Genomic DNA, 7,044 nt, shown 5'->3' on the forward strand with positions numbered 1-7,044 from the left:
AACGGTCGTCGGTCACGCGGCGTCCTCCTCGCCGGCGTCCGGCAGGGTGACCACCGGCAGGTCGCTCTCGGTCACGAGCGATTTGCGGGTGTCGCCGGAGAACAGGTCCCACCACCGACTCCCCCCGCGCGGCGTGAACGCGATGCACGTCGCGCCGATGTCGTGGGCGGCGTCGATGATGGTGTCGGCGACGTCGGTGCCGTAGCGGAGGTCCGTCTCCACCTCGACGCCCGCGTCTTCGCCCGCCTCGCGGACGAGTGCGAACAGTTCGTCCGCGAGGTCCTCGCGTTGTTCGACCGACGCCTTGTCCGGGGCGCCGCCGGCCTTCTCGATGACGTGGACGAAGACGGCGCGTCCCCCGACGGCGGCGACGTGCGGCAGGACGGCGTCGGCCGTCGCGGCGGCGTCGTCGGCGTTCGCGACGGGGACGAGCGGTCGGTCGAACAGCGACCGAGGCGACCCCTCAGCCATGCTGGCCACCGCCGTCGACACCGGGTCCGGTTCGGCGGCCGGGCGTCTCCCGGTCCGCGCCCGCGTCGTCGCGTTCGGCCCGGAGTCCCCCGACTCTCCGGTCGTCCCCCGCGGAACGAGACGTACGTGTACGTGAACGGATGCGGCACAGAGTCATACGAGAGCGATTGTCCCTCCTCGGCTTTAGAAGTTCGCAAACCGACGTACCGACTGTCGCGGCCGATTCGGCCTCGACGGACCGACCCGGACCGCCGGCCGACGGGACGCGCCGTCGACCGCCCGACTCAGACCGCCGCGACCCACGCGCGGTAGTCGTCGTCGCGGCCGTACACCTCGACGAACACCCGGTCGACGAAGGCGGCGAGGCGGTTCGCGTCCGACCGCGCGATGATGCGGAGGTTCGTCCCCTCGGCCTCCTCGGGCGACTCCATCTGGTCGATGCGGAACTCCGGGAAGTCGGTCAGGAGGGTCTTCGCGCGTTCGAGTTCCGCCTCGGTCAGGTCCATGTTGAACGTCTGGTCGGCGAACTGCACCCACGGCGCCGGGGCGTCCTCCCCGTCCACGTCCGGGTCGTGCTCGACTTCGACGGTCAGGAACGGACTCGCGCGCGTCCGGTGGGCGGTGACCGCCTCGGCGAACAGTTTCCGTCGCGCTTTCGGGTCGTCGGCGTCGAATCTGGTCATACCGGACGTTCGTCGCCGTCGGTAGAAAAACGAGGGGGACTCGGGCGAGTCAGAGCAGCGTCACCACGGCCAGCAACGCGAGGGCGGAGACGACGACGAGCGACACCGCGAGGACGGCCACCGGGGCCAGACCCGCGTCGCGCATCGCTTCGAGGCGCACGTCCAGTCCGAGGCCGGCGAACGCCAGCGCGAACAGGCCGTCGCTCGTCGTCTCGAGGAGGGCGAGCGTCCCCGACGAGAGGAGCCCCGCGTCGCGGCGAGGGCGACGAACGCGAACCCGACGAGGAAGTTCGGGACGCCGCCCAGCACCGACGCCACGCCCGACTCGGTGGAGCGGTCGGCGTCGCGGAACGCGTACCAGGGGCGACGACGCCGAGGAGGGAGTTCCGGACGAGTTTCGTCACCGTCGCCCACTGGCCGGCCTCGGCGGAGTGTGCGAAGCCGGCGGCGGTGACCGGACCGGTGCTGTACATGCTCAGCCCGGCCCAGACGCCGAACTGCCGGCCGGAGAGCGCCAACAGGTCGCCCGCGACGGGAAAGGCCAGAAGCGTCACCGCGTCGAACAGCAGGATGGCGGCGACGACGTGTGCCAGCGACTCGCCGTCGGCGTCGATGGTCCCCGCGACGGCCGTCGCGGCGGAGACGCCGCAGACGCTCGCCCCCGCCGCGAGGAGCGACGCCGTCTGGCGCTGGACTTCGAACACCCGTCGCGCGAGCACGTCGACGAAGCCGACGCCGAAGGCGAGGCGGCCGCGGCGAGTCCGAGGACGACGGGCCCGCTCGCGACGAGGTCGGCGAACGCGACGCGCGCGCCGAGGAGGACGATGCCGGCTTCGAGGAGGCGGCCGTGGAACCGGACGCCCGCGGCGGCCCAGTCGGGGACGCGACGACGTTCGCGACGACGGCGCCGAACGCCACCGCGAGGAGGAGCGCGTTCAGTCCGGGAACCACGTCGGCGACGAGAAACGCGAGTCCGGCGAGTGCGGCGAGGAGCAGGAGGCCCGGGACGGCCGACAGAACCCGCCGAGAGACCCGTCGAGCGTCGGTCACGGCCGCGCGTCGGTCGGCGCTCGGTTCGTCCCCGCGCCGACGGGACGGGGAGCGTTCGGGAGCTTCGCGTTCGGCATTTCGTCTGCCGGTTCGTGCGCGGGTCCCTTACTGTGTTGATTTCGGCGCTCGGCGAGGTCGAGTTCGGCGCTCGGCGGCGGGAGCGTCGAAAGGTGAGACGCTATCTTCAACGTTATACCGTCGGCCCGGATTGGGGGGAACATGGGTAAGCACATCCTGCTGCTGGGCGCCCCCGGCGCCGGAAAGGGAACGCAGTCGAAGCGACTCGCCGCCGAGTTCGACCTCGAACACGTCACGACGGGCGACGCGCTCCGCGCGAACAAGGACATGGACATCAGCGACATGGACTTCGAGTACGACACCCCGCGGGAGTACATGGACGCGGGCGAACTCGTCCCCGACGACGTGGTGAACGAAATCGTGAAGACGGCGCTGCGGGAGGCCGACGGCTACGTCCTCGACGGCTATCCGCGCAACCTCGACCAGGCCGAGTACCTCACGGAGATTACGGACCTCGACGCCGTCGTCTACCTCGACGTGAGCGAGGACGAACTCGTCGACCGACTCACCGGCCGGCGCGTCTGCCCCGACTGCGGCGCGAACTACCACGTCGAGTTCGCCCCGCCCGAGGAGGAGGGCGTCTGCGACGAGTGCGGCGCGGAACTGATTCAGCGCGACGACGACACCGAGGAGACGGTGCGCGAACGCCTCAGCGTCTACCGCGAGAACACCGAACCCGTCGTCGAACACTACCGCGAGGAGGGCGTCCTCGTCGAGGTGGAAGGCGAGCAGACGCCGGACGACGTGTTCGAAGACGTCGCCGCCGTCGTCGAAGACGCGTAACGACCGACCCGCAGCGACCACACTCGTTCTCGAACCCGCCTCGCGAGACGCCGCGTCCACCCCGGGCGTGACGGCGGAGTTTTCCGTTCCGGCAGCGAACGCGGCGGACATGGATGCGAAACCGGACGCCGCGACGCCGCCCCGAGTGCTGTTCGTCGGGGGACCCGACTGGGCCGAGTCGGCGGCCGACGCGCTGTCGTCCGTCGCGTCGGTCACCCGGGTCGACGGCGCGCGGACGGGCGCGAGCGACTGTCGTCGGGGCGTCCCGACGCCGTCGTCGTGGCGCGGTCCGAGGGCGGCGTCGCCGCCGTCTCGACGCTCCGCGCCGCCGCGACGGACCTCCCAATCGTCTTCTGTACCGACGCCGGCAGCGAGTCGCTGGCCCGCGACGTCCTCGCCGCCGGGGCGACGGACTACGTGCCGGCCGACACCGCCGAGTTCGCGTCGTACGTCCGGGAGCGCACGGTCGAAGCGGCCGCCGAGGCCGCAGAGCGCGTCGAACTGGAGCGCGAACTCCGGCGGTCGGAGGAACTCCACCGCGTCACGCTCAACAACATGACCGACACGGTGCTCATCACCGACGACGAGGGTCGGTTCACGTACGTCTGCCCGAACGTCCACTTCATCTTCGGATACACGGAGGCGGAGATTCGCGAACTCGGGAGCATCGACGCCCTCCTCGGCGACGACCTGTTCGACGACGCCGAACTCGCCGAGTCGGGCGTCCTGACGAACGTCGAGACCACGGCGACCGACAAGGCCGGCGCGGAGCACACGCTCCTCGTCAACGTCCGCGAGGTGTCGATTCAGGGCGGGACGACGCTCTATAGCTGTCGCGACGTGACGAAGCGAAAGCAGCGCGAGGAGTCGCTGACGGGGCTGCACCGGACGACGAGCGAACTGCAGTACGCCGAGACGGTTCGGGAGATAGCCCGGCACGTCGTCGAGGACGCAGAGGAGGTTCTCGGCTGTGCGGCGAGCGCGATATTCAGGTTCGACGCCGAGACGAACCGCCTCGAACCGGTCGCGCAGACGCCGGCGATGGACCGGCTGTACGGGCCGTTACCGTCGTTCAGGCCCTCCGAGGAGAACCTCGTGGGTCGGGCGTCGTGACCGGCGACCCCCTGTTCTTCGACGACGTACACGAGTCGCCGGCGCTGTCGAATCCGGCCACGGACCTCCGGAGCGTCGTCGTCCTCTCGCTGGGCGACCACGGCGTGTTCGTCGCCGGCGTCGACACCGTCGGCGCGTTCGACGACGTCCACCGCGAAATCGCGGACCTGCTGGCGACGACGACGGAGGCGGCGCTCGACCGGGTGGAGCGGCAGTCGCAACTCCGCGAACAGGACCGCGAACTCCAGCGACGGAACGACCGACTCGTCTCGCTCAACCGCGTCAACGAGATAATCCGCGAGGTGGACCAGTCGGTCATCCGCGCGGAGACGCGGGAGGCGGTCGAACGCGCCGTCTGCGAGCGACTGACCGACGACGACCGCTACCGATTCGCGTGGGTCGGGTCGGTCGACCCGGCGTCGGGAACGCTCGTCCCGCGGGCCGAGAGCGGGACCGGACGGGGCTACCTCGACGACGTCTCCCTCGCGGCCGACGCCGACGGCGACCCGGCGTGCGCGACGGCCGCGACGGGCGAGGAGACGCTGGTCTCGAACGTCGCCACCGACCTGCGGCGGACGCCGTGGCGTCGCGCCGCCCTCGAACGCGACTTCCAGTCGGCCGTGGCCGTCCCCATCTCGTACGACGGCGTCTCCTACGGCGTGTTGGCCGTCTACGCCGACCGGCCCGCAGCGTTCGACGGGATGGTCCGGACGGTGATGGCCGAACTCGGCGAGACGGTGGCCTCGGCCATCAGCGCCGTCGAACGGAAGGCGGCGCTCCTGACGACGGCGGTCACCCGCGTCGAGTACGCCGTCTCCGGCGGCGGGTTTCCGCTCTCGCGCGTGGCCGAACGCGCCGACTGCACGCTCTCGGTCGTCACCGGCATCCAGCAGACCGTCGAGGACGACTCGGTGTTCGCCACCGTCGAAGGGGCGACGACGGCCGACCTGCGGGCCGCCGCGGACGCCACCGCCGGCGTCGCCGAGTACCGCGTCGTCGCCGCCGAGGACGACTCGGCCACCGTCTGGTTCCGCTTCGTCCGGCCGTTCGTCGCCTCGCGCCTCGCGAACCACGGCGTCGTCCTCCGGCGCGTCGAGGCGACGCCCGCGGGCACGACGCTCGAAATCGCGTCCCCGACGGCGTCGAACTGCACAGCGTCACGCAACTGCTGTCGGGAACGTTCGACGGCGTCACGCTCCGGTCGAAACGACACCGCGAGCAACCCTCCAGCGGCGAGTTCGCCGCCACCGTCCTGGACCGACTGACCGAGCGACAGTTGGAGGTGGTCCAGACGGCGTACCACGCCGGCTACTTCGAGGACCCGCGGGCGTACTCGGGGGAGGCCGTCGCGGACGTTCTCGACATCTCGCCCGCGGCGTTCTACCGGCACGTCCGGACCGTCCAGCGCAAACTGTTCGCCGCCCTGTTCGAGGAGACGCAGTATTCGGCAAGTATTGCAAACCATGGTTGAATACTGAACCTCCCGCGACGGAGTGGGGTCACAGTTCAACGAACACGTTCAACCTAATATTCCTATTACCCCTGATAGGGCGAAGCGCCCGAGATACCATGTCGTTCTGGAAAGACAGCCCCGCGAAACCGGCCGAACAGTCCACCTACGAATGCTTCGAGTGCGGGAACGTGGTCGAATCCGGGTCGGGTCCGGCGACCTGTCCCGAGTGCGGCGGCGCGCTGAGAAACCGCGGGACACCGATGGAGTGAGATGGCCGCAAACACCGACCGGGCCGCGGAGGAGACGGCGTCGCCGCCGGCCGAGGAGGCGTCCGCCGTCGAAACCGCCCGCACGCAACTGAACCGGGCCGCGGAGCGACTGGACGTCGACCCGAACGTCGTCGAACGCCTCCGACACCCGCACGCCGTCCACGAGGTGCGGATGCCGGTCGAACGCGACGACGGCACGTTGGAGGTGTTCGTCGGCTACCGCGCGCAACACGACAGCGTCCGCGGGCCGTACAAGGGCGGCATCCGGTTCCACCCCGGCGTGACGCGCGACGAGTGCGTCGGCCTGTCGATGTGGATGACGTGGAAGTGCGCGGTGATGGACCTGCCGTTCGGCGGCGCGAAGGGCGGCGTCGTCGTGAACCCCAAGGACCTCTCGGAGGGGGAGACCGAGCGGTTGACCCGCCGATTCGCACAGGAACTGCGCGACGTCGTCGGCCCGCACACGGACATCCCCGCGCCGGACATGGGGACGGACGCGCAGACGATGTCGTGGTTCATGGACGCCTACTCGATGCAGGAGGGCGAGACGGTGCCCGGCGTCGTCACCGGTAAGCCGCCGGTCGTCGGCGGCAGTCACGGGCGCGACGGCGCACCGGGCCGGAGCGTCGCCATCGTCGCGCGCGAAGCGGCCGCCCACCACGGCATCGACCTCTCGGGGGCGACGGTGGCCGTGCAGGGGTTCGGGAGCGTCGGCGCGAACGCCGCGCGTCTCCTCGACGACTGGGGAGCGACCGTCGTCGCCGTCTCAGACGTGAACGGCGCCGTCTACGACCCCGACGGACTGGACACGCACGCAGTGCCGACCCACGAGGAGGAACCCGAAGCGGTGATGACGCACGAGGCGCCCGAGACGCTGTCGAACGAGGCCGTTCTCGAACTCGACGTGGACATCCTCGTACCCGCCGCCGTCGGCAACGTCCTCACCGCCGACAACGCCGACCGCGTGCGGGCCGACGTGTCGTCGAGGGGGCGAACGGACCGACGACGGCCGCCGCCGACGAGATGCTCGACGACCGCGGCGTGCCGGTGATTCCGGACATCCCTCGCCAACGCCGGCGCGTCACCGTCTCGTACTTCGAGTGGTTTGCAGGGACATCAAACCGACCGCCAGTGGTCGCTCGAA

Annotated in this window: 8 protein-coding genes and 2 pseudogenes; 7 read left to right on the top strand and 3 right to left on the bottom strand. The window is 70.6% G+C overall.

Annotation, left to right across the window (positions count from 1 at the left end):
• Positions 1-12: 12 nt before the first annotated feature.
• Positions 13-471, bottom strand: a complete 459-nt coding sequence (locus GJ632_RS17375; protein ID WP_191453615.1) for a universal stress protein — start codon at positions 469-471, stop codon at positions 13-15.
• On the opposite strand from GJ632_RS17375, the gene GJ632_RS17380 reads away from it, so the two are divergent.
• Positions 470-607 (top strand): hypothetical protein, encoded by a 138-nt coding sequence (locus tag GJ632_RS17380; RefSeq protein WP_191453616.1) that lies wholly within the window; start codon positions 470-472, stop codon positions 605-607. The two genes, GJ632_RS17375 and GJ632_RS17380, sit on opposite strands and share 2 nt — an antisense overlap.
• 148 nt (positions 608-755) lie before the next feature.
• Here the strand turns inward: GJ632_RS17380 and GJ632_RS17385 are convergent, their stop codons facing one another.
• Both GJ632_RS17385 and GJ632_RS17390 read right to left on the bottom strand, forming a co-directional pair.
• Positions 756-1,154 carry a hypothetical protein gene (locus GJ632_RS17385; RefSeq protein WP_191453617.1) on the bottom strand — a complete coding sequence of 133 codons (399 nt, stop codon included), beginning with the start codon at positions 1,152-1,154 and terminating at the stop codon, positions 756-758.
• A 49-nt stretch (positions 1,155-1,203) separates the two neighbouring features.
• Positions 1,204-2,204, bottom strand: a pseudogene (locus GJ632_RS17390) (YeiH family protein).
• A 219-nt stretch (positions 2,205-2,423) separates the two neighbouring features.
• Here GJ632_RS17390 and GJ632_RS17395 point away from each other — a divergent pair.
• The 6 genes and pseudogenes from GJ632_RS17395 to gdhB form a co-directional block, all read left to right on the top strand.
• Positions 2,424-3,065: an adenylate kinase gene (locus GJ632_RS17395; protein ID WP_089808055.1), complete on the top strand. Its 642-nt coding sequence runs from the start codon at positions 2,424-2,426 to the stop codon at positions 3,063-3,065.
• A 279-nt stretch (positions 3,066-3,344) separates the two neighbouring features.
• On the top strand, positions 3,345-4,178 hold the full coding sequence (locus tag GJ632_RS24110) for a PAS domain S-box protein (protein ID WP_343161238.1): 834 nt from the start codon (positions 3,345-3,347) through the stop codon (positions 4,176-4,178).
• The gene (locus tag GJ632_RS24115) at positions 4,175-5,443 is read left to right on the top strand and encodes a GAF domain-containing protein (RefSeq protein WP_343161239.1); all 1,269 of its coding nucleotides are present in this window, start codon (positions 4,175-4,177) and stop codon (positions 5,441-5,443) included. The genes GJ632_RS24110 and GJ632_RS24115 overlap by 4 nt, the downstream gene beginning before the upstream one ends.
• A gap of 17 nt (positions 5,444-5,460) precedes the next feature.
• Positions 5,461-5,649, top strand: a complete 189-nt coding sequence (locus GJ632_RS24120) for a helix-turn-helix domain-containing protein (protein ID WP_343161240.1) — start codon at positions 5,461-5,463, stop codon at positions 5,647-5,649.
• Between the two features lie 98 nt (positions 5,650-5,747).
• Positions 5,748-5,900, top strand: coding sequence for a rubrerythrin-like domain-containing protein (locus GJ632_RS17405; RefSeq protein WP_143105160.1), 153 nt, complete (start codon positions 5,748-5,750; stop codon positions 5,898-5,900).
• Position 5,901: 1 nt separating this feature from the next.
• Positions 5,902-7,044, top strand: a pseudogene (gdhB, locus tag GJ632_RS17410) (glutamate dehydrogenase GdhB); the annotation flags it as partial.

The sequence above is a fragment of the Halogeometricum sp. CBA1124 genome (assembly GCF_009741955.1).
GTDB lineage: Archaea > Halobacteriota > Halobacteria > Halobacteriales > Haloferacaceae > Halogeometricum > Halogeometricum rufum.

What these genes read in the sequence shown, in the direction of transcription:
- GJ632_RS17380 (WP_191453616.1), top strand. Translation starts at nt 470, where the DNA reads ATGCTGGCCACCGCCGTCGACACCGGGTCCGGTTCGGCGGCCGGGCGT.
- GJ632_RS17375 (WP_191453615.1), bottom strand. Translation starts at nt 471, where the DNA reads ATGGCTGAGGGGTCGCCTCGGTCGCTGTTCGACCGACCGCTCGTCCCC.
- GJ632_RS17385 (WP_191453617.1), bottom strand. Translation starts at nt 1,154, where the DNA reads ATGACCAGATTCGACGCCGACGACCCGAAAGCGCGACGGAAACTGTTC.
- GJ632_RS17395 (WP_089808055.1), top strand. Translation starts at nt 2,424, where the DNA reads ATGGGTAAGCACATCCTGCTGCTGGGCGCCCCCGGCGCCGGAAAGGGA.
- GJ632_RS17405 (WP_143105160.1), top strand. Translation starts at nt 5,748, where the DNA reads ATGTCGTTCTGGAAAGACAGCCCCGCGAAACCGGCCGAACAGTCCACC.